Genomic DNA, 24,218 nt, shown 5'->3' with positions numbered 1-24,218 from the left:
GATTAATCCTTGTTTGCAATTTGGGGAAGTAAAAGCGCCTGGCCTTGAGTGACAGCCGTCGCCACTTTTTTACGAGCACTCGCCAACAAGTAGCCAAAAGTTTGCCGTGAGATCCCCATAGATGCGGCGGCATCCAGTTGACTCATCTTTTGCACATCCCCTAAATTCAAAGCCTCGAATTCATCAGCTTCTAACTGAATTTTTTCAAGCTGAGTCGATGGGATGCCATTAGGCTTAAACAGGCTACATGGCACACAGCTTCTAAGATGCCGACACTTCTTGGGTCTAGACATAACAAGCAGCCCTCTGGTTAATTGGTTGGAATGCATTCATTGGTGTTAATTGACCGCACTTTGCACTGTTATCCAGTGAGTATTTGCAGCAGTTATTGGCCTACGCCAGTAACGACTATTATTGGGTATGTTTTCGATGCAAACTGAGGCGAGAATCACAGTCAAAAATATTCGCCAAGTCTAAATAACCGTTCGTTTTATAAACATCAACTGCATAAGCGCCAAGATGACTGGATAATTAGCGAGTACACGGCCAGTTGATGACTCGATGGCAAATAGCATTAAGCAGATACTCGTCGTGGGAGATCACCAACAGGCCTAAATTGCGGCGCTTGGCACTGGCTAGAAGCTGTTGCCATAACTGGGCCTGGGTCACCATGTCCAGATGAGCAGTTACTTCATCACAGATCAAATACTCAGTGGTCGGAACCAAGGCTCTGATCAGATTAAATCGCTGTAATTGACCGCCCGATAGCTGGTTGGGTCGCCTCGTTAGCCATGCGGGAGCTAAGCCATATTCCTCTAACAAAGGCAGATAGGCATCACTTCTCCAGCTTTCAAATAACGAATCTTTTAAGCTCATGCGTGGATTAAAGGCAAACTCACTCTGCTGAATAAGCCATTGCACAGGGTTGGCCTCGCGAGCCTGCCTTCTTGGCAATTTTAGCAACTCGCCATCAGCCTTAACCATACCCGCCAGCACACTGGCTAACGATGACTTGCCCACACCGCTAGGGCCGGAGATCCCGAGTACCTCACCTCGCTGCAAGCTAAGATCGGGAAATGCGATTTTTTGCTCGCGGCGCCACAAACAAGCATTACGCAGCGTTAGCATTTGTTAGCCCCCAATGCTCCGGCAGCGCCGCCCATAGGCTTTGTGTATAACTGTGGCACGCTCCGCTGCGAATATTGGCACTGGTCGTTATCTCAACCAGCTGGCCATCACGCAACACTAAAATTCGGTCAGCCACTGTAAGAAGGTGCCTTAGGTTATGACTTATCACCATCACGGCTACATTCTCGCTGCGTGCTAGATAAGCTAAATGTTGATAAATCGTTTCTGCACTTTGATTATCTAGGCCGCAGCAAGGCTCATCGGCGATCATAATCTCACTCGCCTGCCAGCAGGCTTGGGCCAGTAATACTCGCTTAGCCATACCTCCAGACAATTGATGGCGGTAACAACTGCTAATGTCAGCCGCTAACGGGAAACGCTGCTTACGTGTCGCCCCCTTAGGCACTCTCTTCAAGGCGTAACTGAGCTGTGAGGAGATCCGCCTTAAGGGGTCGAGTACTGACGCTGACTGCGCCGCCAATACCCGTCTATCACCAGCAGCATAAGTTATCCGACCACTTAAGCTAAAACCGTCTGGAACTTGATCTAACAGTGCCTGTGCCAGCAGGCTCTTACCGCTACCGCTGGCTCCCACCACACCAAGCACTTCCCCCTTGGCAATCGAGAAACTTAAGGGGGATAACAAGCAGATCTCCCTAGATTGAATACTCAGATCATCGACAGTCAACATTTAGCATGCTCCTTGAAGGTGAGTCTGCGGCCCCTGACGCAGCGCTGTTAATAGCTGCTGGGCAATATAAGACAGCAGCAATAAGCAAATGAGTAGCAATAACCCAGGGCACACACCAAGCCACCAATGGCCAGTAAGCACATACTGACTGGCCTGCGCTAACAGCGCCCCCATAGAGGGATTATCAGGATTTAATCCAAAGCCCAGAAAGGTTAAGGCTGCCATATGAGTCAATGCATGGGGGAACAGCAGTAAGCCACCAATCCACCATTGAGGCAGAATATGCGGCAACATATGTGTTCGCAGTCGTAGCCAAGACGAGCAGCCAAACTGGCCAGCAAGACGATAATAGGGGGTCGATTGCACTTGCTGCATCTCAAATCGCAGTAGTCGCGTTAGCTTTGGCCAGTGACTCAGCGCTATGGCGATCACTAAGCCCCACTCGGCGCCACCAAACACCAGCGATAGTAAGATAAGTAGTAGCAGATGCGGCAGCGACATAAACAGATCCACCAGCAAGTCGACCACCCAACGGCAATAACGGTGCGACATGGCAAACATCGCCATTGCCAGTGACAAGAAACTACTCATCAGCACGGCAAGTCCACCAACATAGATGCTCTGTGCCAGTGCCTGTAAACTGCGGCTAAACAGATCTCGTCCTAACCAATCCGTACCAAAGAGATAGGCCATAGAGGGAGCCTGATATTTATGGAGTAGGTTGAGTTCATTTCCCTGCCAAGGCCAGAAAAATGCCAGCAGAATGAGCAGTAATAAACAGCTAGAGGCAAGAATAAATCTAGGCTGACGTAACATGCTAAGCAAGTTTCACCTCCAGTAAAAAAGAGGAACTTAGACTGACACAGCTCGTTACTTCCTTGGCTATTTGACTAAGCATCTTTAGCCTCTGGTATAAAGTGACGTGATAGCAAACTAGCTATCAAGTTACCGGAAAACACTAACAGTGCGGAGATCAAGGTGCAGCCCATCAGCAGCCCAGTATCGCTAGCTAAACCGGCTTTAACGATACTCGCCCCAAGCCCTGGAAAACTAAACACACTTTCGGCAATCAAGGAGCCACCAAACAGCTCGGCGATGGTGGCAAATTGCAAGATAATTGCCGGCAGCAGGCTATTTCGGATCACATGAAACAGCACCACCCTAGATAAACTGTCGCCATGGGCTAAGGAGTAAAGCACATAATCTGACTGCAATACATCGATCACCTTCTCGCGAGTGTGCAACATGATTGGCGCCATACTCACTAGGGTCAAAGTCGCGACGGGCAGTAGCAAGTGTTGCACCATGCTGCCTAACGACTGCTCCATAAAGGTCATGCCGATCGGGGCGGCGCAGCAAACGGGAGTCAGGCTAAGGCCGATAGAAAACAGGCTAATAAGTAACATAGCCAGCCAGAACGATGGCATACAGACCATCAACCATGCCAGCTTTTGAATGATGCGATCTAACCAACCGCCGCGATAGATTGCCGCGACTAAACCAAGCAAGTAACCGAAAACCAAAGAGCTGATCCAGCTTAAGCCGATCAACAGTAGTGATAGCGACAACTGCTCTGCAATCACACTCGACACAGGTTGCTGATAGAGGCTCGAGTAACCAAGATCTCCACGCATTAAACCCGCCAGCCAGTGGATGAAACGCTCTGCAACGCTTTGATCCAACGCTAACTGACTCGCTAACAGAGACTTTTGTGCTTCCGAGACGGCAAAAACATTGCCGCCAAGATAGGCATTGATCGGATCCAGTGGCGACCAACTCAGCAAAAGATAGGCAAACACGACGACGAGGAAAAGCAATAACAGCAGACGCAGTCCAGTATGCAATATCGAGGTGGATAACTTGCTCATCGACTAGGACACTGCCAATGCCACTGCTCGATATTATTGGCGAGCGGCCAACCGTGCCCATGGGCCTCTATGCCGGGCAGACCAAGATCTAGGCATTCATTCGCCGCGTAGAGGTGTTTTAAATTAACTAGCCAAGTCCAAGGGCGATCTGCCTCGATAAGAGATTGTGCTTGTTGCCAATAAGGCAGTGATTCAGGCCATGACGCAGCCCCCTGAGCACTATCTAGCGCCCTGTCCACCTCTGGATTGCTATAGTAACCCGAGTTGAAATAACCTTTACCTCGGCTCGCGCTATGATAGACAGCTCTGACTTCAGTGGCGCTGTGACTACCAAAACCTAACAATACAGGCTGGCGATGCATCTGCAGATAGATAGCCTCCCAACTCTTACCTACAGGTTTGATCTCTATACCTAACGGTTTAACCATCTGCGCGACCGCCAGTGCCAATTGTTGACGCACCGTGTCACCCGCGAGGTAATAGAGAGTCATGCTGGCTGGTACACCATCTCGGTAACGTAGGCCTTGTTTAACCTGCCAACCGTTTTGATCGAGTAACCGCTTAGCCGCAGCGAGATCCGGCTGACTCAATGGTGTCTTGACAGGCCCCCAAGGTAAGCCATCGGCTATCGAATAGGCTGGAGTAGCAAAACCATCGAGCAACTGCTGCACCAGTACATCACGATCGACAGCCATATCGACAGCTTGACGGATCGCCGCATCGGATGTGACATCGTTGCCTATATTATCTGCTTGGGCTGGCACCATAGGCCAAGCGATGCCACGGTTATCGACGCTACCTATGCTCCACAGCTTATAATTCGGCGGCAATATCTTGGCATATCGCGGGGCGATCGCAGCGAGATCCAGCTGGCCAGAACGCAACCTGGCATAACGGCTATCTTCATCGCTAAAGGTCACGATAACTTTGGAGAACTCTGGCTTTTGTCCGTAATAGTAAGGGTTTGGCTCCATGATAAGCTGCTGACTTCTATCCCAGCGCACGAAGGCTAAGGGACCGGAACCAATAGGTTTGAGACCATATTGAGCGCTATAGCTCGCCTTGGGAACAATAGCCAAATTAACCAAGTTATCGATAAAGGTGATGTCGGCTTGCTTGAGATAGAATTGAACACGGTAGTCATCTATGATTTCAACTCTATCGAGCTGAGTTAAATCATGCAGTGAGGCGCTTTTCTTGGCTGTATCAAAGCTAAATTTCACATCCGCAGCGGTTAACCCTGTGCCGTCGTTAAACTTAACCCCTTGGCGTAGCTCGACAGACCAGACAAGACGATCATCGCTCAACTGCCATTGCAGTGCGAGATCGCTCACCAAGGCCAAGGCGTTATCACGTTTGATCAGAGTCGACTGAAATAACGGACGATTATATTTACCCCAGCCATAAATAGGATCGAAGCCCGTTTCGGGCTCGGCGCCTAAGGCAAGTGTCAGCACTTTATCTGTACTAGCCACACTCGGTAGGGGCAACAACGAAATAGAGAGAATGAATAGAATTAACGACTTCACAAGATCACCAGCAATCCTTTGAGTAATACTATTTTTAGAATCGTCACACTACACTCAATTGTTCAGTAAAACAGCTCCTCAACAAAACTAAATACAGCATCGTTGACCTAGATCAGTTTTCTAGTCATGCATCTTGTTTATACCTATAAGATACTAAAAGTAATTAAGTTTTATGGAATTTACTCTATGCCTAACGACACGATTCGTTTTACGGTTTCTTTGCCTAAGTCCCAGTTTGAAGAGATTGAACAAGATCTATTACAGCGAGGCTATCAATCCCGCTCTGAGTATATTCGCGATCTGTTCCGAGACCGTTTAGTCGATAAACAATGGAACGAGAGTAAAGAGGATGTGGTCGGTGTGCTGACCCTTATCTTCGATCATCATCAACGCGGTCTCACTGAGAAACTGATTGAGATCCAACATAACCACTTAGTACATGTCTTGTGTAGCACCCATGTCCATGTCGACCACCACAACTGCCTAGAGACCATCATTATCAAAGGGCAAGCGGCGGAACTTAACGCCATAGTTAACCGAATCTCCGCGTTAAAAGGGGTCAAAGTTGCGCGCTTAAGTCGTGCAGGCGTGGTTTAATTTAGACTCAAGCACCTTGAATAATTTCAATAATGTTTCTTGAAGTACTGGCTTGGCGTATTGCCAAGGTGCTGCTTAAAAAAACTGATAAAAGCACTGTCGCTAGCAAACCCCAGTGAAAATGCCACCGTAGAAACGCTATTACCCTCGGCTAATTGCTCTATCGCCGTCTGCAAGCGCCACTGCTGGCGCCAGGCTTGATAGCTCATACCAGTTTGTTTACTAAAAATCCGCGAAATAGTCTTTTCACTGGCGCCTATCTCACCCGCCATCAACTTAAGCTGCTCAGCTTGATGTTGGCCTGCCTGCAGCCGTTTGAGCCAAGCTTGTAAGCGTTTATCGTTAGGCATAGGCAGCGATAGCTTGAGTTCTTTAGCTGAATGGAGTTCTTCAACAAATAGTGCAATAAGTGCAGTCTGTTGTTGCTCCGGCATATCCCAGGGCCACATGGCCATTCGCTCGATCAGTGCCCCAAGCAAAGGATTGACCCCGAGTAACTTAACCGTGCGAGGAAGATCGCTGAATACGTCAATATCGAAATAGATTGAACGGTAGGCCACCACATTTCGCATCTTTGCACAGTGCTCTACCCCCGCAGGGATCCACGCGGCCTTGGTTGGTGGTAGCACGCATTGGCGCTTACTTGAATCTGCTTCATACAAGGTTATCGACATACACCCGTATGGTGCATACAAAAGTTGAGCTTTTTGATGGTGATGCATTCCCGAGTCATGATGGCCCACATCCGCCGCGATACCAACGACACTAGCCTCCATCCTATCAACATCAAACTTTGTTTCATGATCAATTACAGCCATTAATGACCTTGTCCTATTTCAGCTGTTTTTAGTCTTTCTTATTGTAATCGCCCTAATGCGATATCGCTATACTCTCAGCCCTAATGAGTTACCAGCCTTAAATATGACGGAATGATCATGAAAAAAAGACCCGAGATCTGGTTAATCACCAGTTTAATGATGTTTCCACAAATCGTTGAAACCATCTACAGCCCTGTGCTACCCAATATTGCTACAGCCTTTAATGTCAGCCAGCACGCCGCCTCACAAACGCTATCAATTTATTTTGTCGCATTTGCTCTAGGTATCATAGTTTGGGGACGCTTAGCCGATGTCATAGGCCGTAAAAGCACTATGTTACTGGGCTTGCTGAGCTACGGCATAGGCTCCATTATTGCGATCCAAAGCTTAGAATTTGAATATCTGTTATTTGCGCGTAGCTTGAGTGCATTTGGCGCAGCGGTGGGATCCATTGTGACACAGACCATGCTGCGTGACAGTTTTCAAGGGCCTGAACTGAGCAAAGTATTTTCAATTATGGGAATGGGGATAGGGATTAGTCCTGCGCTAGGGCTGATCTTAGGCAGCATTCTTGCCAGTGAGTTAGGCCATAGAGGCGTGTTTTTAGCGCTTGGGTTATTGGCGGTGATCTTGATGCTGTTATCTGTTTGGCGACTACCAGAAACCCAGAACACAAACGGCAAGGCCGCCCCCATGAAACCACTCGCGATAAAAATGTGTAAAGACATCATGCTATGGCGTAATGCTCTCTTAGTTGCGAGCTTTAACCTGATGCTATTTGGCTATTATTCTCTCGCCCCTTTCATGTTTAACCAGCTCGGATTCACCGAGAAACAGTTCGGCATGAGCGGTATAGCACTCGCCATTGGCGTGCTCGCTGGTAGCGCGAGCAATAAACATTTAATCAGTAAGGGTTGGCAAGTCGAGACATTGATATCCTTAGCCTGCATTGCAACTTTATTAGGGGCAATAGGCGTGTACCTGAGTCAGTCTAGCCTGTTATTTTTACTGCCAATGATGTTAACCGTATTCGGATTTGGGATCGCGATTCCCAATATTTTAAGTCAGGCATTACTCGATTATAAAGAGGCTGCGGGTACTGCTGGCGCATTATTTGGTTTGGCCTATTATCTGCTATTAGGCGCAGGCTTGGCAGTCGCGGCAATCAGTCAGAATCTAGCCCAGCTACTATTAATCAGTGCGCTTATCTGTACAGGGTTAACGCTCAAAAAGCGCTAACGTCATTAGCTTTAGTCAGCAAGCAATAAGGAGAATAGCATTGCTGACTCTTGCACAATAGTCTGTGTAGATAAGGAGAAAATTACCGCTACTTTTGCGATCGACACGGCAGTTTAGTATGTTGAACATTGGCAAAATATAGGCCTTAATCCGAAAGCTTACCGCTGGCGGGTTTAACATCCATATTACCTATAACTCAATGACTCAATAACCCGCATACTTTACCTCACAAGTAGTGCTATCTATTGGGTGCAACTAAGGCATGACTGTGATTTCTAGACTTCCTAAATGGGTTGAGTATGGCGCGTTTATTCTGGCTTTTACGGCGGGTAGCGTGAATGCCATTGGTTTGCTGGGGTTCGAGCATCAGTCAGTCTCTCACCTGTCTGGCACAGCTACCTTAGTTGGCACTCAGCTTTTAAGCTCGTCACCCACAGTCTTGTTTCATCTGCTGGGGATCTTAGTTAGCTTTATGTTTGGCGCAACAATTTCTGGCGCCTTCTTATCCGGCAGCAGCGTGAAACTAGGACGTCATTACGACACCTTGCTACTTATCGAGGCTGGCTTACTACTGTTTGCCATCTATCTGCTGCAAGATGGCACCTATTACGGCCACTACATGGCATCTGCAGCCTGCGGCTTACAAAATGCGCTGGCGACCACCTATAGCGGCGCTATCGTTCGCACCACCCATGTAACAGGAATTTTTACCGACTTAGGCATCATGCTCGGCGGCATCTTAAAGGGAGAGAAGTTTGATAAGCGTAAAGCCATACTGTTTTTGCTTATCATCGCAGGCTTTATCTCTGGCGGCGCCTTAGGCGCTTATCTGTTTACTAAGCTGCAATTCTTTGCCCTGCTTGCCCCCGCAGCGATCTGTATCGCTCTGGCAATGAGCTATCGATTTTATAAGGCTTTAAATCCCCCTAAGCCCTAATATCAAACCTTAGGTAACACCAAACAATGTTGTTGCCGCTTTGTTATCAACGAATAAAATGTGTACGATATGACTAATTAAAAATGAGCCATATCATTGAACACAAAATGCATATGGCCAAAAAGGACTTTGGCATGAAGCATACACCAACTGCGCTCACTATTTTATTCCTCCTATCAGCCTGTGGAGGCAGTGGAGATGATGCAAAAACACCTCCAGTAACAGAGACTACACCTCCAAATATCGTAACACCCGAACCAAGTAAAGTGATAATCAGTTCTGCAAACTATGAATTAATTAATGTTTTCTCTTGGACTGTTCCAGAGGCGTCTATTCAGCTGGGAATGCTCACAAATAATCACTTAAATATATTGCTAGCAAGCAATGATTTATCTGTCGAGCATATCTGTGAAAATAACGGAAGTGCATCCATAGAACTGCTAGATAAAGACAATTCGAATGGTGTTTCTACTGGAGATGAAGTCAATATTGATTACGCTAATTGCCAAAGCAAAGCACTGAATACTATTGTAAGTGGCAAGCAACACCTACTCATTAATGCCCTATCTTCAGACTCATCAGAGCTGATCTCTGATTTTGATATTAGCAGTGAGTCTAATGGTGATATCACCCAAGTTTTAGGCGCGTTTAAAGTGCTAAACCGTAACAGCACAAGCCAAGATTACCTTTCAGTTGAACATAGCTCCGATGTTAAGTTCTCATATTTAGATATGACTGATACTTGGTCTACGTTATTTGTTGAAAAATCCATAAACAACATCGATAAAACTTATGACATTACATTTAATTTCCAACTTTTATCTGATGGTTTAGAAAGCATAGTGAGCTGTGAAACGAAAGATGAAGTATCTGGCTTAATTTACGGCGAACCTAATATATTTTCCATCTACTGCTATGGAGGAGAGAACTCACTACTACACGTTAAAAACTCACTTGAGACCGAGGAAGATGGTGTAGGTAGCGTTTCTAACAACCAAGAAACTTTTACGTTTTCTCATCATTTTGAAGACACTACTGAAGGGGATTTATTTCAACCTATTACGCAGATTTCTATGGATTTTATGTTTGATCTAGCAACAGCAAACATACAAGATCTGCGGATTGAATCAGTTATTGTTGACGGTCTCCAGCATTTTGCATATGTCATTGGCTCTAACTTCAGCGACGGCTCGAAGGGCAATATCCACAAAGTTAATTTAGCGACCATGCAATCAAAAGAGCTTGTATCGACTCAAGGTATTATCAAGCTAGCTCAGCTTTCAAAAAATGGTAACATACTGTATCTGCTAGAGAAAACTGAAACAATCGAAGGCTACGACTATTCAAATGTTAGTATTTATAGCACCGAAAATCTGTCCAAGGTTTCGAGTATAGATTTTAATCAAATCATTAAGGATACTTGTCATTCATGCGAAGCCACTAATATAACGATTTCAGATATCATTACCTCCCCGACAGAAAATGACACTTGGTTTGCAGTCGCTTATTTCTCAATAGGTGGAAATGATAAACACCAATTGTTGATGTTAGACACAAATGGTGTCGTTGCTTCTTCACCAATAATAGATAATAACAATTCTGTTTGGTACGGTGATCGAATTAGCCTAGCCATCGACGCAGATCACAAGCTGTTTACCCTACATAAAGAGAGGAATAACAGCGATCAATGGTTAAGTCAGTTTGAACTAAACGCAGGCTCTATCGAGTTTATAAAAAAAGTTAAAGCTGATGATGGTGAAAGTACAAACAACATCATTTTAATGGGCAGTGCTAATGGCCTAGTGTTTACAGAAAAAGGAAAGTTCTTTAATGCAGAGACACTCAATTTAGAATGGAGTGCGCCTTTTGAGCCTTGGATGGAAGCTAAACCATACCCTTTAATAATTAGTAGTGAACTAAATAAAGTTTATCAGCTACATGGAAGCAACTGGGAGCCAAGTTTCAAAACATTCTCGCTCGATACTGGTGCTTATATTAATCTAGAAAAGGCTGATTATATTGAAGGGGCCTATGAAGGATTAATTATCAGTAACGGAGGTGCTGGATATATTGTCGCTGTTGCGCCAAATAAAATTACTCGAATAGGTAAGAGCTACCTTCCCTAACCTAGAAATAAATGCAGTCTCTGCCACGAGACTGCATACAAATTATGCCTTAAAAGTTATTGCTTAATTGTCACTTTCTCAATAACTATAGCTTCTCTTGGCACATCATCATGATCGCCTTTAGACGTTGTTTTAGCACGACCTATTTTAGTCACCACATCCATGCCTTTAGTTACTTGACCAAACACCGCATAGCCCCAGCCTGCATTGGTGGTCGCGGTATGATCTAAAAAGCTATTGTCGGCTAAGTTAATAAAAAACTGACCAGTCGCCGAATGGGGCGCATCAGTGCGAGCCATGGCAATACTACCACGCACATTTTTAAGGCCTCGGTTGGCTTCGTTGACGATAGCCGCTCGAGTGGGCTTTTCTTCCATCTCGGCAGTAAAACCGCCACCTTGGATCATAAAGCCTTTTATGACGCGATGAAAAATCGTGCCCTCAAAAAAGCCATCTTGGCAGTACTTAATAAAGTTCTTGGCGCTAACAGGCGCCTTGTCCAGATCCAGTTCAATCTCGATATCGCCTAAATTGGTGGTAAAAATAATCATAGTACTCACACTCTCATCATGCGCTTATTGCGGCCAAAGAAATATTTTACTCCGAGTTAAGGAAAAAACTATATTTTTAGCTCACAAGCTAGCTACACCCACACTAAAATGTCTACTTTTAAGCCATATAAATAGATAACACTAAATTACAACACAAAACGTCAAAAAAATGACTCAAGCATTGATAAATAAAGATTTTTGTCACAGGCCGCCAAGTCCAAATGTGGTGAAAATCACGTTAAAAATCGAAATAACTCGATAAAATTCCCCCCAGTAACTTGCTTAACTCCCAATAAACAAAAAATATAAAACAATAAATATAAATCATTATTTTAAAACATAAAAAATAACAAGGAAAAACAATGATCCATAAATCTGAAGCCAGCTTAGCTAACGCAGGACGTCGAGGCTTTCTAAAAACCACTACAGGCGTAGCACTTGCTGCGGTAGGAACAAGTTTACTGCCAAGCGCTGCACATGCGAGCAGTAGCGATCATGTTGAGCCTTTCCGTGGCCATGGATCTGAACAGGGTTTCTGGAATAAGGTTCGCAATGAGTTTATCCTAAACAAGCGTACAACTTATATGAATATTGGCACATCTGGCACCATGCCAAGACGTGTACTAAAAGACTATAATCATGCTAACGAGCAAATCTCTATTAATCCTTGGAACAGCAATATTCCAACCTTAGATTATGCCAAGCAGATTGCCCCAAGCTTTGGCGCCGATGCACATGAATTGGTATTAAGTCGCAACACAACTGATGGTGTGTGTACCATTATTAATGGCCTACAGTTTGAGTACGGCGATATCATCTTAACCACTAACCATGAACACCCTGCTGTCACTGTACCATTAAAGCATGTAGCAGAACGCTATGGCGTCGAAGTCATTGAATTAGCTCTACCTGTCTACACGCCAAACAATGAAGTCAGCAGTGATGATTTCGTGCAACTCTTTAACGATGCGGTAAACCTATATGGCAATCGTGTACGTATGATGGTGTTCTCTCACGTGACTTACACCACAGGCACCACGCTTCCAGCTAAGCGCATCTGCCAAGAAGTCGCTATTCCAAACGGTATCGTAACCTTAATCGATGGCGCGCATACCCCTGGCATGTTTAACTTAGATTTCCACGATATCGATTGTGACTTTTACTCGGGTGCAGGTCACAAGTGGCAGTGCGGCCCTGGCGCTACAGGCTTCTTGTATGTGCGTGATAATGCCAGCCGTTTGTACGAATTTTGGAGTGACCGCGCGACACCACTTTGGTTTATCAACAGTTCATCATCAGCAACAGCGATACAGTCTAAATTACAATCTGTTGGCCAAGATAACTATCCAGCCAAACGCGCACTAGCCAATGCTTGCGCACTGTGGGATGAAATTGGACGTGATGCGATTGAGGAGCACATTCTAGATTTAAGCGCGCTATGTAAAAAAGAGTTAGCTAAGAAGTTCCCTGACGCGATGCTCTTCGCTCCTAATATTCGTGAGCTTTCTAGCGGCCTAACCAGCTTTAACCCATTCGATGATCTCAATGATGGTGTGCTACTCACTGAGTTCCGCGACCGTTTACATGAAGAGTACGGTTACATCGTTAGAACCACCTCTTTCTACTTAGATCCAAATGACAGTATCAAGACTCACACTTTACGTATTTCGACTCACCTTTTCCACAACAAAGATGATGTTAAAGGCTTAGTAAAGGCGATGAAGCAACTACATCGTGAAATGAGATAAGACCAGTACTATAAAATATGAGCCAATAAAAACGGCCCGGCTGTTATGATTTACATAACAAGCTGGGCCGTTTTTTATCTTGCTATCTGACAATTAGCCTTGGCTAACTGACTCGCTCAGCTTCTTGCGCTAGACAGGCATTCTTCTGGTCGCGAAGCAACAACTGCGTAAACTCGGCAGCCGGAACAGGGCGACTAAACAGGTACCCCTGACCATATTCACAATTGTGCTGCTGTAAAAACAGGGCTTGCTCATCGTTTTCAATTCCCTCGGCAACCACCTTAAGTTTTAACGATTTAGCCATCGCCAATATAGCCGATACCAAGGATTCATCAGATGAGCTCGTTGTCATCTTATTGATAAAGGCACGATCAATTTTAAGTTTAGTGAACGAAAACTTCTGCAGATAACTAAGCGCCGAATAACCAGTACCGAAATCATCAATAGATAAGCCTACGCCAAGCTGCTTTAAATAAGATAGCATCTGCATCAAGGCATGCCCTTGGTCAATCAATAAGCTTTCGGTCACTTCCATATCGAGCTGACTGGCAGGCAAGCCAGTTGTACGCAAGACATCAACTATTCGCGACTGAAGTTGTTCGCAATATCTGAATTGCACACTAGAGAAGTTAATCGCAATCGTTATCGGGCTTATCGCTTGCCAGCTTGCCGCCTGAGTACAAGCCTCGTGTAAGACAATGTCACCGAGTCGATGGATCAAACCATTTTTTTCCGCTAACGGAATAAAATCCTCTGGCGAAACAAAGCCAAGCTCACTATCGGTCCAGCGCATTAAGGCTTCGGCAGCGACAATCTTACGGGTAGTAAGATCTAAGATCGGTTGATAGTAGATCTCTATATCATTTTGCTGAATAGCCTGATGTAAACGTACGTTGAGGGCAAAACTACGCTGCACATCCAGGTTCATCTGCTCATCATAAAAATTAAAACCGTTTCTCCCCATATCTTTTACGCTATACAGGGCGGTGTCGGCGCGTTTCAGCAGAGTCGAAGCATTTGCACCATCTTTAGGATAAACAGACATGCCGATACTGGCCGAGACAAAAAACTCTTGCTGCTCAATACGAAACGGCTTTTCAAATACAGATAAAATGCTGCTAGCGACCAATTTGGCCGAGTCTTGATGCTGGATCTCCGGCACAATTACCAAGAACTCATCACCACCTAAACGAGCGACAATATCACTCGTACGCATAGACTTTAGCAGGCGCTTACTGGCTTGCTTTAATAGCAGATCTCCGGCGTGATGGCCCACAGTATCGTTAACCTGTTTGAAATTATCTAGATCGATAAACAGCAACAGAATTTGCGTCTTTTTCACATGAGCAGTACGGATCAGCTCCTGCAAGCGAGCCATGCCATGGGTGCGATTGGCTAAGTTGGTTAGTTCATCATGAGTCGCCTGATATTCCAGCTTACTTTCAGACTCCTTACGCTTAGAGATCTCTTCATGTAGCTGAGTGTTTTGCATCGCCAGTTTTTGTTGTTGCTCTGACGATAACTCCACCTGGGTCTGTAGCACTAAGTTAGCGTTATTCACCCGCATCAGGTAGATCAGCCCTAGAAAGACGGGCAGCGCCAGTAGAGAAATCCCAACAATAAACCAGGTCGAGGTAAAAATATCTTGCTCACTAACCGGTTTAAACCAACTTTCTAACACAAGTGGCGTCGACGCGACCTTTTTCTCAAAGTAGATGATCCTAGCATTATCATTGTAATAGCGAGTCTTACCCAGTTCTGCGTCAGATTCACAGCCTTGTAATGAATTCCAAACCAGTATGTCTCCGATAGGGGTTACCAAGGTCAAGCAGCTGCTACTATCCAGGTGCTCCTGGGTCGAGAGCAACTTAATCAGCAGATCTGTATTTAAGGTAGCCACTAGGATCGCAACCGGTTTATTCTGATGATAAATCGTCTGCAGTAACTGAATGGCGACCCCTTCTACACCTTTAACAACCTGAAGTTTATGATCTTTACTTTCCATCTCTTTCAGAGGAAGTTGGTTAATATCAAACGCCACCTCTGGTCGGGTATTAACAATAACGGTTTGCCCCACCCCGACGACCATCACCCTTGAGAAGATCTGCTGCTCATCCATCATGTTTGATTGAGTAAAAGATTCTATTGTTTGAGTCAGGCTAAATAGACTCGAACCTAAGCCATATTGCAGTGACATACCTGCAGCTAAGTTGGAGAAATAGGTATTAACGTCACGAATCTGACTGAGGTTAGCAATGTTTTTTTCACTGGCATTTAAGAAAAAACTCAAGCTTTCAGCATAATTACTCACCCTTAAGTTAAGCTCGCTGTTCTGTGACTCTTTCAAGCGACTCTGACCTAAGTTGGTCACGGTCAAAATAAGGATTAAATAGCCGCTTAATAGGATGCCTGCAATGATGATAGCGGTTTTGCTGTTAAACCATTTAAAGTGTTTCATGTTACTTGTGAGCATCTGCTACGGCTTGTTCAAAATAGTCTTGGTAATAATGGAACACTGTAGGGTAGTATTTTTTTACGAGTTTTCGATAACTCCCATCAGCACGGATCTGGTGAAGGTATTGATTAAAAGCTTCTCTAAGTTCAGGTGAGTTCTTACGAAAACCTATCGCCATTCTCTGCTCTTCAGAAATAGGGCCGATGATCTTGATTGAATTTGGCCATTTATCTATCGCGATCAAAGAGTCAGCCACATCCAATAAAGTTGCTTCAGCCTCGATGCTTAGCAAAAAAGGCACCATCTCATTAAGCTGTAACTGTTTCGCAGGCAGGATGATATTGGCCTGAGTAGCCTCAAGATTATACAGATCGGGGTCGAGACAGGACTGCTTCATCGCTATGATATCGCGATGTTTGATTAATTCTTTTACCTGGATAACATCGTCAATAACAGAGCCTGTAGGCTTGATAGGGCTAAGATTGGAACTTGTGCGTGCAACTAACCATACAGCTGAGGGAAAGTAGTCATCAGAGAAATCGATTAACTCTTCACGCCAATCCAATATGGTTAAACCATTGGCAATGACATCTCCAACTATTGGCTCCTGCTCACCATAAACGACTTTATGATTGATAAACTGGCCATTGCGCCCAGTCAACTTCCCAAAAACATTGGTCCATTTAGCGGGGATAAACTCATAGTCAACACCAAGATAATCGGCGAAGTTTTGCATCAGCTCAATATCAAGACCACTGTGGGTTAACTTGTTACCTTCTGAATACTGAGAAACGAAGTTTGCATAGGGAACGCCTAGGTGGCGTAACACTCCTTCAGCTTTAATCTCGGCTAAATCCCTTGCCATGACTTGAGCCGTCGATATCCCACAGATAAGCACCAGCAGCTGGATTATAAACCTTGATTTCACTTGAAACACCTTCATAAGAGCCTGACAAATTTAGAATCGTTTAGGTAAAATTTGAGTCCACGGAGTATACCTTGAGTCAACATTAAGTCCACGACGTAGGCAGCAATTTTAGCAATCGTGATAGTATTTATTTACTTACTATAACAAAATTAAAATTAGTATTTTAAAACATATAGATAAGCGATAGTTAACAAGCTGTTTATTACAAGGAAACAGTGTTAAAACATGTCAAAAAAATGACAAGTGACAGCAAAATGTTCAGTAAAAAAACAATAAAAAAAACCAGCAAAGCTGGCTTTTTTATTGACCGGTATTGTGGAGTAAAACTCATCCAATAAGACTAATTTTATTGTTCTCTACTTCCCGGTTTTCGATAGCACAAAAATGCCAAGTCGATTATTTTAAACAAAGCGACTTGAAACTCAAGTTAACTCGTACAAGCTTAGTTCTCCGCTTTACCTAAGCTCTTAAGCAAGCCAAAAGCCTTATTCATATGCTGCTGTGCAACCACAAAACCTTGCAAGCGTTCATCTGTATCGAATGCTTGTACACAACTTCCCTGCCCATCGATATCTAATTGCCAGCGATTAACCTGTTGCACAGCTTGTCCTGCCAACTGAATAGGATAAAGCGGCGTTTTAACCTTTATCAACATGGCAGGCAATACGACGGCCGTCGCTTGGCCTAATAAGGTTTTAGCAAGTGCATTGGCGCAAACTAAGGCTGGCTGCAAATAAGCGAGTACCTTACCGTCAATCTCGGCGCAATCACCTAAAGCATAAACATCCATTGCCGAGGTTTGCATTTGATTATCCACCACAATTCCTCGATTAACCGCTAAACCCGCTTGCAGCGCTAACAGGCTATTAGCCTGGAGACCTGCGGCAGAAATAACAGTATCAACAATTAACGACTCACCATTTGCCAGCTCTACCTGCAAAGCTCCACTTTCTTGGCTGGAGTTAATGCTACTCACTTTATTATTAAGCGCTAACTGTACGCCTAATTGCTGCATCTGCTTACTTAGTTGAGTCGCTATGTATTCAGGGAGCAAATTGGCCATAAGTTGATCGCAAGGATCAACTGTGATGACCTGCTTACCTGCAGTTGTAAGATCCATCGATAACTCGGTACCGATCAAACCGCCACCTATCACTAACACTCGCTTAGCCAATGCAAGCTCTTGCTCAGCGGCTTGATACTCTTGCAAACTATTGAGTGTCACAATGCGCTCAATAGCGTTACCTGACATCGGTGGTACAAAAGCCTTAGCACCAGTCGCAATCACCAACTTTGTGTATCGATATGCCTTACCCGCGACCATGATCTGCTGCTGTTCAGGAGCAATTGAATCTACATAAGTATTAGCAAACAACTCAAAATTCAGTTGCTCTGCCATCTCTAAACCAGACGCTCTCACCAGATCGCTCGCCAGTTGCTGTTTAGACACCACATGGCTTAAGTCTGGCTTATTGTAATCATCGCCATTATCAGCAGTAAAAACCTGGATCTTTACCGTTTGATCGCTACGACGAATGGCCTTAATAAGCTGATAGGCGGCAAAGCCACTACCAATGATAACGATTGGCACATCACGTTGTTCGCTCATCAAGTTATGCTCCAGCTATTGGTTGAAACACTTCTTTACCAATGCCGCATTCAGGGCAAAGAAAATCTTCAGCCACATCAGACCAAGTGGTTCCAGGTGCGACATCTTGATTCGGCTCACCAATGGCAGGGTCATAAACCCAATTACATACGGTACACAACATCTTTTGACTATCAACAACCGCAACGCTTGCGCCACTTTTAGCAGTAGGCGTAAACGACTCTACACTGCTATCTGTTGTAACTTGTTCACGGTTAACTATGTTTTGCTTAAGCGGCTCAGACAGATCTTTAAGCGCCCACTGCTTAGCGACATGTTGGCCGTACTCACGGCATTCACGCATGGCTTTGCCATCTGGACGCCACTTAGTTTTCATGCCATAGGTCGTTTCAAAGCCTGCATCGGTTAAGCGCGTATGAATACGATCGACCGCGCCGCCATTCCAACCAAAACTACCAAAGGCAGCCGCCTTCTTATTTTTAAAGCGTAGACCTGTGATCTCCTCTAGCATGCCAGCTACTTTCGGCATCATCACGTTATTCATGGTCGATGACCCCACCAAGATCCCTTTCGATCTAAAGATACTGGCTAGAATGTCATTCTTATCTTGGCGCGATACGTTAAAGACTTTCACTGCAACACTAGGATCCACATCATGGATCCCCTGAGCAATCGCATCGGCCATCATACGGGTGTTATTCGACATCGAATCATAAAATAGAGTAATGCGATCTTCTTGGTAATCATTAGCCCACTCAAGATATTGGTGGATGATCTGCGTTGGGTTATCGCGCCATACAATACCGTGTGACGTTGCGATCATATCGACCGGAACATTAAAGCTAAGCACTTCATGGATCTTCGCAGTCACTAAGGCACTAAATGGCGTTAAGATATTCGAGTAGTAACGCAGGCATTGATCCATTAACTCTGTTTGATCGACTTCATCGTTAAACAGGCGCTCATCGCAATAGTGCTGACCGAATGCATCGTTGCTATACAGCACAGCGTCACCGGTTTGGTAAGTCATCATGCTATCAGGCCAGTGAAGCATTAGGGCTTCGATAAAAATCAATTGCTTGCCATTACCAATGTCCAAGGTATCGCCAGTTTTTACAACATTAAAATTCCATTCAGGGTGATGGTGGTGACCCACAATGGAGTCCACCGCATTTTCAGTGCAGTAGATTGGGGTATTGGGGATCTTGGCCATTAGCGCGACTAAGGCGCCAGAATGATCTTCTTCGGCATGATTGATGACGATATAGTCGATCTCATTAAGATCGATCTCCATCTCAAGATTTTGGATAAACTGCTGACTAAAGCGATGATCAACCGTATCGATCAATACCGTCTTTTGCTCACGAATAAGGTAACTGTTATAGCTAGTCCCTTTAGTCATCTTGTATTCGGTACCATGGAAGTCCTGTACTTCCCAGTCACGCTGTCCTACCCAATGAATGTTGTTTTTGACATGGATTGTCATATTGCCACCTATTACTAAAATTCAAATCGTGCATTAACACTAAACCTGAAGCTGTAATAGCAGCGAACGTGCCAACATCCCAACCAATTGATTCTAAACGATATACAAGGGTGGCAATAAATTTAACACTGTCTTTTTGATAGCAAAAATAAATGTCAAAATGATAAAGAGCAGTCAATAAGACAACACCCTCTCAACGATCTCAGCACTAACCATAAGGGCTATTAATAAAAGCCATCTAACGGCTATTTACACGCCAATATACGGCCAGAAATGACTGGTTACCTTAGCTAAAAAAGAGCAATTAAGTTTGCGGCAAATATTGTATCAATCACGCTCTCGATGAGTTAATCAAGCCTGCTACAGGCATCAACCGAAACAATTTTTGAAGCAGGTTCTGTTTGGTAGCGAGTAAACATCGCCGCTATGGTTTCACTGTCACCAGCAAAGCCTTTCTCGCTAAGAAACTGTTCATTGTAGAGCTTACATGCTGAGCGCTCTGGAAGATCACAATAGAAGGTCACTATGGTTTTGCCTTGGCCCATTTTAGCTGCGGCGTACAAAGCCCCAGCGACATTAAGCGCGGCGCTGCTGCCAAGCACTATGCCGTCGTACTCTCTCACATGACGGGCGATGGCCACGAGATCGCGATCCGGTAAAGTAATGGCCTTATCTATCTTGGCCTGACGGAAGTTTTCAACCAAGCGCATAATCCCGATCCCTTCGGTAAACGAGCTACCCGTTGCGCGGTACTCTCCATCCTTTAAATAAGCGTAGATCCCTGAACCATCGGGATCCACCAGCCAAGTTTGTAACTGTGGATTTTGCTCTGACAGATAGCGAGAGTTACCGGCGATCGTGCCACCTGTCCCCGCAACAGAGACTAGGGCATCAATTTTGCCTTGGGTTTGACGCCAGATCTCTGGACCAGTATTGCGATAATGCGCTTTAAAGTTACTGGTGTTTTCAAATTGATCGGCCCACCAATAATCACTGTTGGCTTCACCAAGCCGCTTAGCCGTATGATAAAAATGATCGGGATTAGCAAACGGGCAGGCATCGACCAACTTAAGCTCGGCATCAAACAAGCTGATCATCTGCTCTTTCTCTGGAGCTTGCCCTTTAGGCATCACCACCAGCATCTTAAAACCTAATGCTTTAGCCACTAAGGCCAAGCCGATGCCGGTATTGCCTGCGGTACCTTCAACGATTGTCATGCCTGGCTTTAATTTGCCGCTGACGATCGCGTCTTCAACCATCTGCAACGCGGCGCGATCTTTAATCGAACCACCAGGATTTTGTTGCTCGCACTTAAGCAAGATCTCACAACCTGTCAAATCACTGAGGCTGTTGATCCGCAGCAGATCGGTATTGCCAATAAGATCGGTGACATTGCTAGAAATAAAGGGACGGCTTGTTGAAGCACTTGGATCGGATTTAGATACAGTTGGCATAGGGTGGGACTCTTTATGGTCTTAATTTTTACAATATTAGTTTTTACAATAGTAGTCACAGAAAACACTAAAACCAAGTCCATCAAACTGCTAAGCTTAGCAGCCGCTCGCCAACCTCACGAACGAGCTGCAAGTTTGAATGATGTTTTACACCCAGCCTAACTCGCGGAACTTTGCCAAAGTCTTGCAGAAGTATTGCATCTGCGCTGGCGTGCCAATCGATAGTCGATTCCAGCCTTCGCCGTGATTAAACGGACGACCAACCAAAATCCCCGCCTTTGCCATACGCTGCATATACAGCTCACTGTCGCCATTGACCTTATGGAAGATAAAGTTGGTTTCACTCGGTTGATAATCTAAACCAAGCTCTTTAAGCTGCTCATAGACCAATTCTTTAGCTTGGCTATTTGACTTAAGACTTAGCTCAAGCCATTGCAGGCTTTCAAGGCTGGCTTTTGCGGCGACACAACCAATTAAGTTAGCGTTATCGATACTCGCTTGCGCCTGCATCTGCTTAATTAACTCACCATGAGCGACACCGTAGCCGACACGTAAACCTGCGAGTGCATAGATCTTTGAGAAAGTACGGCACACCACAATATGCTGTTGCCCTTGCTTGATTCTGTCTACCGCAGAAACAAAATCAGCTTGCGCCACATATTCCACGTAAGCTTCATCAACAATAAAGCTAAGTTGGCTCGATGCTTGATCTAACCATTGGTTTAACTCGCTTTGCGGTAACAACACCCCAGTTGGATTATTCGGGTTGCACAGATACACGATTGACGGACCATTATGCGCCGCGACTTTAGCCTTCATCGCATCAAGATCTGTTTGCCAATTACCATCAAGCTTAACCTTAACCACTGGTACACCGCGCGCCATGGCGTAATCGATAATCACGCCGTAGCTCGGGTCAGGCATAACTAACTGAGTATTAGTTTGCACCAGTGCATCTAGTGCCATTTTTAGTACTTCAGATGAACCGTTACCGTAAATAAGCTGCGAGGTTTCTAATGATAGATTGCTAGCAATCGTTGCCATTAAATCGCTACGTGCCGCATCTGGATAACGCCAAGCATTAGGCAATACTTCAAGAACTGCTTGTTGTGCTTTAGGTGCGAGCCCCAATGGATTTTCGTTAAAGTTAAGCGGTATCGCTTCAGTGGTATTCACTGTTGCAGCTGCAGGAGTTTGCGTAGAAACAGCGCTTGAACTACAACCTAAAGTCGCTAAGCTAGATGCAGCAGCACCTGCATAAAGAAATTGACGACGACTTAACTTGAAAGAACCTGATTGCATAGTTAGTTATTATTATTGAATTAATATGTTCAGCAATATTCGTATTAATTGCTCATTCTCGCTAGTGGTTCAAGACTAATTTGCAATCAAGATCACATTCTTGTGCTACTAAAACCTATCCAAGCCTATATAAAAGCCCCAAAAATGACCACCAAACTAAAATAGAAAGCATAAGGCAACAAAAGCTAAAACAAACACAACTAAACCACTGATTAAAAGTGGATAAAAATAATGAAAACCAAAATTTATACTCACCTAACTCTATAACCAACAATTTATTAGCGACTGCCCCCTAAGAGTTCAACTTGGGTTCAGCAAGCCCACGTTAACATCAGGCATCGAAATTAATTGAAGCCGATGATGATCCATCTAAGAGAGTTGAATGAAAATCCACGATACCGAGCTAGTTTATGAACACTTACCCAGTGTAATGGTACTGCTTGATTCAGTTGCCTTTATGTGGGTAGTTACCCTAATCACTATCGGTATTTTTAGCTGGTTAGCGTTAAAGTTATGGCACCTACATTCTTTGCCCAAGTACTTAGCGAAAGAGCGCGGTATGCGACAGGCTAAGTTGGTCTTTTGGCTTTGTATGTTAGGTCTGTTCTGGAAGCCGCTTTGGGTACTGGCTGTAATCGCTATCGTCACCGATTGGGATAGAGCACAAGAGTGGATTAGAGGGACACGCGCATGAAAGAGATAATGCTGCCGTATATTTTTATTGTCTGGTTATTGTTCAAGTTCAAGGTGATCAAATCTAGGCCGCGTAACTATTTTATCAGCGTGTTTGTAGGTTGCTTAATTGCACTCACTCTATTTTTAGCTCACCGCTTTTATTCGCCTGCTGATTTGACCAACTCCACGACAGTGAGAGCCCCCCATGCGATTTTGTCACCTGCCATTGGTCAGCAGATAGAATCAATCGAAGTCGATCACAATCAACAAGTCAAAAAAGGACAGCTTATCTACACCTTGGTCGATGACAAGGTGAGTAGTGCCATTGATGAGATCAACGCGCGGATCAACGAGGTTGAGCGCAGCATAGAAGCTACCGAGGTGAAGCTCGCCCAAGCTAAGCGCACCCATAAACGTAAGGCCGAACTTGGCCAACATGTTAGTGAGCGTGACTTAGAAAATGCTGAGGATAATGTTGAGATAATCAAAGCCGAACTCAAGGTGCAGCATGCACAACTTGAGGTGCAATATGCTCAGTTAAGAAAGCAAGAATTTGAGCTCAAACGTCTAGAGGTACGCGCACCGTTTGACGGCATGGTCACCCATGTTTATATCGCCGATGGCTCACGAGTCGGTGCAATGCACTTATGGGATATCAAGCGTAAATTTGTCGAAATGCGTATTCCGGATCAATCATTTGCCTATATTCAGCCAGGGCAGTTTGCCGAGTTTTATATTGATGCTTATCCGGGGCAGATTTTTAGAGCCAGAGTGCACAGCAAGGTTGAAGCCACAGGTGAAGCTCAGGGCGATATTTTACCGCGCGAGCAGATGGTATCGCGTCATATCAACTTAGGCTCTATGCCTGTTGGCCGCACTGTCGTGCTAGAAGTCGATGAAGCCACCATGGCGATGCTCCCCATTGGCGCAACAGGTTCTGCTTGGATAAGCGCAGATAAGCCTCTGTCGATATTAGGTTTTCTCGATATTATTGGCGGCGCGACAGTACGATTGACCGCAGTGAAAGCCTACCTTAATCCGCTATAGTGATTTAATAGCCCAACAAAAAAGCACAGC

General features: G+C 44.9%; 21 protein-coding genes. 7 read left to right on the top strand and 14 right to left on the bottom strand.

Annotated features, from left to right (window positions below; genetic code table 11):
* Positions 1-2: 2 nt before the first annotated feature.
* From Q1A86_RS09220 to Q1A86_RS09195, 6 genes are all read right to left on the bottom strand, one after another.
* Entirely contained in the window at positions 3-293 is a 291-nt protein-coding gene (locus Q1A86_RS09220; protein WP_299805711.1) for a DUF134 domain-containing protein, read from the bottom strand.
* Positions 294-531: 238 nt separating this feature from the next.
* Positions 532-1,128, bottom strand: a complete 597-nt coding sequence (locus Q1A86_RS09215) for an ATP-binding cassette domain-containing protein (protein ID WP_299805709.1) — start codon at positions 1,126-1,128, stop codon at positions 532-534.
* A complete protein-coding gene (locus tag Q1A86_RS09210) occupies positions 1,112-1,819 on the bottom strand; it encodes an ATP-binding cassette domain-containing protein (RefSeq protein WP_299805706.1) in 708 nt (235 codons plus the stop codon). The genes Q1A86_RS09215 and Q1A86_RS09210 overlap by 17 nt, the downstream gene beginning before the upstream one ends.
* Positions 1,820-2,635, bottom strand: coding sequence for an ABC transporter permease (locus Q1A86_RS09205; protein WP_299805947.1), 816 nt, complete (start codon positions 2,633-2,635; stop codon positions 1,820-1,822). It lies immediately after the preceding gene.
* A gap of 74 nt (positions 2,636-2,709) precedes the next feature.
* Positions 2,710-3,687, bottom strand: coding sequence for an ABC transporter permease (locus tag Q1A86_RS09200; protein WP_299805704.1), 978 nt, complete (start codon positions 3,685-3,687; stop codon positions 2,710-2,712).
* A complete protein-coding gene (locus tag Q1A86_RS09195; RefSeq protein WP_299805702.1) occupies positions 3,684-5,216 on the bottom strand; it encodes an ABC transporter substrate-binding protein in 1,533 nt (510 codons plus the stop codon). Before Q1A86_RS09195 ends, Q1A86_RS09200 begins: the two co-directional genes overlap by 4 nt.
* 186 nt (positions 5,217-5,402) lie before the next feature.
* On the opposite strand from Q1A86_RS09195, the gene nikR reads away from it, so the two are divergent.
* The gene (gene nikR / locus Q1A86_RS09190) at positions 5,403-5,813 is read left to right on the top strand and encodes a nickel-responsive transcriptional regulator NikR (RefSeq protein WP_299805700.1); all 411 of its coding nucleotides are present in this window, start codon (positions 5,403-5,405) and stop codon (positions 5,811-5,813) included.
* A gap of 26 nt (positions 5,814-5,839) precedes the next feature.
* Here the strand turns inward: nikR and Q1A86_RS09185 are convergent, their stop codons facing one another.
* Positions 5,840-6,631, bottom strand: coding sequence for a helix-turn-helix domain-containing protein (locus Q1A86_RS09185; protein WP_299805697.1), 792 nt, complete (start codon positions 6,629-6,631; stop codon positions 5,840-5,842).
* A 117-nt stretch (positions 6,632-6,748) separates the two neighbouring features.
* Between Q1A86_RS09185 and Q1A86_RS09180 the strand changes: the two genes are divergently transcribed.
* The 3 genes from Q1A86_RS09180 to Q1A86_RS09170 all read left to right on the top strand — a co-directional run bounded on the left by Q1A86_RS09180 (position 6,749) and on the right by Q1A86_RS09170 (position 10,933).
* Positions 6,749-7,870 (top strand): multidrug effflux MFS transporter, encoded by a 1,122-nt coding sequence (locus Q1A86_RS09180; protein ID WP_299805695.1) that lies wholly within the window; start codon positions 6,749-6,751, stop codon positions 7,868-7,870.
* A gap of 268 nt (positions 7,871-8,138) precedes the next feature.
* Positions 8,139-8,807 (top strand): YoaK family protein, encoded by a 669-nt coding sequence (locus Q1A86_RS09175; protein ID WP_299805693.1) that lies wholly within the window; start codon positions 8,139-8,141, stop codon positions 8,805-8,807.
* A gap of 134 nt (positions 8,808-8,941) precedes the next feature.
* The gene (locus Q1A86_RS09170; RefSeq protein ID WP_299805691.1) at positions 8,942-10,933 is read left to right on the top strand and encodes a hypothetical protein; all 1,992 of its coding nucleotides are present in this window, start codon (positions 8,942-8,944) and stop codon (positions 10,931-10,933) included.
* A gap of 56 nt (positions 10,934-10,989) precedes the next feature.
* Here Q1A86_RS09170 and Q1A86_RS09165 read toward each other — a convergent pair whose 3' ends face one another.
* Complete coding sequence (locus Q1A86_RS09165; RefSeq protein WP_299805688.1) at positions 10,990-11,484, bottom strand: peptidylprolyl isomerase; 495 nt, start codon at positions 11,482-11,484, stop codon at positions 10,990-10,992.
* 362 nt (positions 11,485-11,846) lie between these two features.
* On the opposite strand from Q1A86_RS09165, the gene Q1A86_RS09160 reads away from it, so the two are divergent.
* The gene (locus Q1A86_RS09160; RefSeq protein WP_299805686.1) at positions 11,847-13,232 is read left to right on the top strand and encodes an aminotransferase class V-fold PLP-dependent enzyme; all 1,386 of its coding nucleotides are present in this window, start codon (positions 11,847-11,849) and stop codon (positions 13,230-13,232) included.
* A 103-nt stretch (positions 13,233-13,335) separates the two neighbouring features.
* Here the strand turns inward: Q1A86_RS09160 and Q1A86_RS09155 are convergent, their stop codons facing one another.
* The 6 genes from Q1A86_RS09155 to Q1A86_RS09130 form a co-directional block, all read right to left on the bottom strand.
* A complete protein-coding gene (locus Q1A86_RS09155; RefSeq protein WP_299805684.1) occupies positions 13,336-15,705 on the bottom strand; it encodes a bifunctional diguanylate cyclase/phosphodiesterase in 2,370 nt (789 codons plus the stop codon).
* Positions 15,692-16,615 (bottom strand): transporter substrate-binding domain-containing protein, encoded by a 924-nt coding sequence (locus tag Q1A86_RS09150; RefSeq protein ID WP_299805682.1) that lies wholly within the window; start codon positions 16,613-16,615, stop codon positions 15,692-15,694. Before Q1A86_RS09150 ends, Q1A86_RS09155 begins: the two co-directional genes overlap by 14 nt.
* A 442-nt stretch (positions 16,616-17,057) precedes the next feature.
* Positions 17,058-18,224, bottom strand: coding sequence for an NADH:flavorubredoxin reductase NorW (norW, locus tag Q1A86_RS09145; RefSeq protein ID WP_299805679.1), 1,167 nt, complete (start codon positions 18,222-18,224; stop codon positions 17,058-17,060).
* A gap of 4 nt (positions 18,225-18,228) precedes the next feature.
* Positions 18,229-19,710 (bottom strand): anaerobic nitric oxide reductase flavorubredoxin, encoded by a 1,482-nt coding sequence (norV, locus tag Q1A86_RS09140; protein ID WP_299805676.1) that lies wholly within the window; start codon positions 19,708-19,710, stop codon positions 18,229-18,231.
* A 347-nt stretch (positions 19,711-20,057) separates the two neighbouring features.
* On the bottom strand, positions 20,058-21,164 hold the full coding sequence (locus Q1A86_RS09135) for a cysteine synthase A (protein ID WP_299805673.1): 1,107 nt from the start codon (positions 21,162-21,164) through the stop codon (positions 20,058-20,060).
* A gap of 147 nt (positions 21,165-21,311) precedes the next feature.
* Positions 21,312-22,466 (bottom strand): aminotransferase class I/II-fold pyridoxal phosphate-dependent enzyme, encoded by a 1,155-nt coding sequence (locus Q1A86_RS09130; protein ID WP_299805670.1) that lies wholly within the window; start codon positions 22,464-22,466, stop codon positions 21,312-21,314.
* A gap of 382 nt (positions 22,467-22,848) precedes the next feature.
* Between Q1A86_RS09130 and Q1A86_RS09125 the strand changes: the two genes are divergently transcribed.
* A complete protein-coding gene (locus Q1A86_RS09125) occupies positions 22,849-23,160 on the top strand; it encodes an Mg2+ and Co2+ transporter (RefSeq protein WP_299805667.1) in 312 nt (103 codons plus the stop codon).
* Entirely contained in the window at positions 23,157-24,188 is a 1,032-nt protein-coding gene (locus Q1A86_RS09120; RefSeq protein WP_299805665.1) for an efflux RND transporter periplasmic adaptor subunit, read from the top strand. The genes Q1A86_RS09125 and Q1A86_RS09120 overlap by 4 nt, the downstream gene beginning before the upstream one ends.
* Positions 24,189-24,218: the final 30 nt, after the last annotated feature.

Source organism: uncultured Shewanella sp., assembly GCF_947497935.1.
Lineage (GTDB): Bacteria > Pseudomonadota > Gammaproteobacteria > Enterobacterales > Shewanellaceae > Shewanella.
This window is presented reverse-complemented; position numbering and strand designations above follow the sequence as displayed.

Excerpts from the sequence above, each read along its gene's own strand:
- Q1A86_RS09220 (WP_299805711.1), bottom strand. The coding sequence starts at position 293 with ATGTCTAGACCCAAGAAGTGTCGGCATCTTAGAAGCTGTGTGCCATGT.
- Q1A86_RS09215 (WP_299805709.1), bottom strand. The coding sequence starts at position 1,128 with ATGCTAACGCTGCGTAATGCTTGTTTGTGGCGCCGCGAGCAAAAAATC.
- Q1A86_RS09210 (WP_299805706.1), bottom strand. The coding sequence starts at position 1,819 with ATGTTGACTGTCGATGATCTGAGTATTCAATCTAGGGAGATCTGCTTG.
- Q1A86_RS09205 (WP_299805947.1), bottom strand. The coding sequence starts at position 2,635 with ATGTTACGTCAGCCTAGATTTATTCTTGCCTCTAGCTGTTTATTACTG.
- Q1A86_RS09200 (WP_299805704.1), bottom strand. The coding sequence starts at position 3,687 with ATGAGCAAGTTATCCACCTCGATATTGCATACTGGACTGCGTCTGCTG.
- nikR (WP_299805700.1), top strand. The coding sequence starts at position 5,403 with ATGCCTAACGACACGATTCGTTTTACGGTTTCTTTGCCTAAGTCCCAG.
- Q1A86_RS09185 (WP_299805697.1), bottom strand. The coding sequence starts at position 6,631 with ATGGCTGTAATTGATCATGAAACAAAGTTTGATGTTGATAGGATGGAG.
- Q1A86_RS09180 (WP_299805695.1), top strand. The coding sequence starts at position 6,749 with ATGAAAAAAAGACCCGAGATCTGGTTAATCACCAGTTTAATGATGTTT.
- Q1A86_RS09170 (WP_299805691.1), top strand. The coding sequence starts at position 8,942 with ATGAAGCATACACCAACTGCGCTCACTATTTTATTCCTCCTATCAGCC.
- Q1A86_RS09165 (WP_299805688.1), bottom strand. The coding sequence starts at position 11,484 with ATGATTATTTTTACCACCAATTTAGGCGATATCGAGATTGAACTGGAT.
- Q1A86_RS09160 (WP_299805686.1), top strand. The coding sequence starts at position 11,847 with ATGATCCATAAATCTGAAGCCAGCTTAGCTAACGCAGGACGTCGAGGC.
- Q1A86_RS09155 (WP_299805684.1), bottom strand. The coding sequence starts at position 15,705 with ATGCTCACAAGTAACATGAAACACTTTAAATGGTTTAACAGCAAAACC.
- norW (WP_299805679.1), bottom strand. The coding sequence starts at position 18,224 with ATGAGCGAACAACGTGATGTGCCAATCGTTATCATTGGTAGTGGCTTT.
- norV (WP_299805676.1), bottom strand. The coding sequence starts at position 19,710 with ATGACAATCCATGTCAAAAACAACATTCATTGGGTAGGACAGCGTGAC.
- Q1A86_RS09135 (WP_299805673.1), bottom strand. The coding sequence starts at position 21,164 with ATGCCAACTGTATCTAAATCCGATCCAAGTGCTTCAACAAGCCGTCCC.
- Q1A86_RS09130 (WP_299805670.1), bottom strand. The coding sequence starts at position 22,466 with ATGCAATCAGGTTCTTTCAAGTTAAGTCGTCGTCAATTTCTTTATGCA.
- Q1A86_RS09125 (WP_299805667.1), top strand. The coding sequence starts at position 22,849 with ATGAAAATCCACGATACCGAGCTAGTTTATGAACACTTACCCAGTGTA.
- Q1A86_RS09120 (WP_299805665.1), top strand. The coding sequence starts at position 23,157 with ATGAAAGAGATAATGCTGCCGTATATTTTTATTGTCTGGTTATTGTTC.